The 739-nt window shown below is 30.2% G+C and carries 1 protein-coding gene; it reads left to right on the top strand.

The window, feature by feature from the left end:
• Nucleotides 1-739, top strand: a 739-nt coding sequence (locus KJR01_RS09620; protein ID WP_214119017.1) for a hypothetical protein, incomplete at both ends; no start/stop codon positions are given.

The raw sequence follows: 739 nt of genomic DNA, 5'->3' as shown, positions 1-739 counted from the left end.
ACTCATTTAGTTTAGATTTAAATACAGCTAAAGATGAAGTGGTTAATAATACAACAACTCCTGAAGTAATTGTTCCAAGTGTTGGAAATGGAATTAAAGTATCTATATTTGAAGGTGATGAATCAGGTGATCACAATAACTTAAAAGAAATTAGCAATGGTTCAACTACAGTAGATGCTAATCCTTTATTTAAAGGTGAGATTAATGCTAGTGGTGTTAAAGCAATGCAAGTATTTATCACTTATAATGATAAGTTAATTAAAACCGATTCAGTTCTTGCTGTTGATGGTAAATTTAAATATGTTCCAGAACTAGGTTGCAATAACTTTGGAGATTATAAGTTTACATTTAATGTAATTGGAACTGATATTAAAGGTGAAGCTAGCTTAAAACTTGTTGCTGACACTCAAACAAATACACCTAGCGTAGATAATACTACAAGTGATGTGGTTGTAGGTTCAGAAAACGGAATTATTAATATTAAACCAAGTGAAGATGCAAATAAAGTTCCAAGTGTTGATAATACTACAAATGGAAATACTAGTGATTCAGAAAACGGAATTATTAATATTAAGCCAAGTGAAGAAACAGATAATACACAAAACAAATCTGCTTTAGAATTTAAAGTATTCCAAGGCGATGAAGATGGATATTTCAACAACTTAACTGAAATTCCAAATGGTGGTAGAACATTTGATACTACTCCAACATTTATAGGTAAATCAGTTGCTAATGATAC

The organism is Campylobacter sp. 2018MI10 (assembly GCF_018501175.1).
Taxonomy (GTDB): domain Bacteria; phylum Campylobacterota; class Campylobacteria; order Campylobacterales; family Campylobacteraceae; genus Campylobacter_E.
Note: the sequence above shows the minus strand (reverse complement) of the source record. Positions and strands in the feature narration are given on the sequence as shown.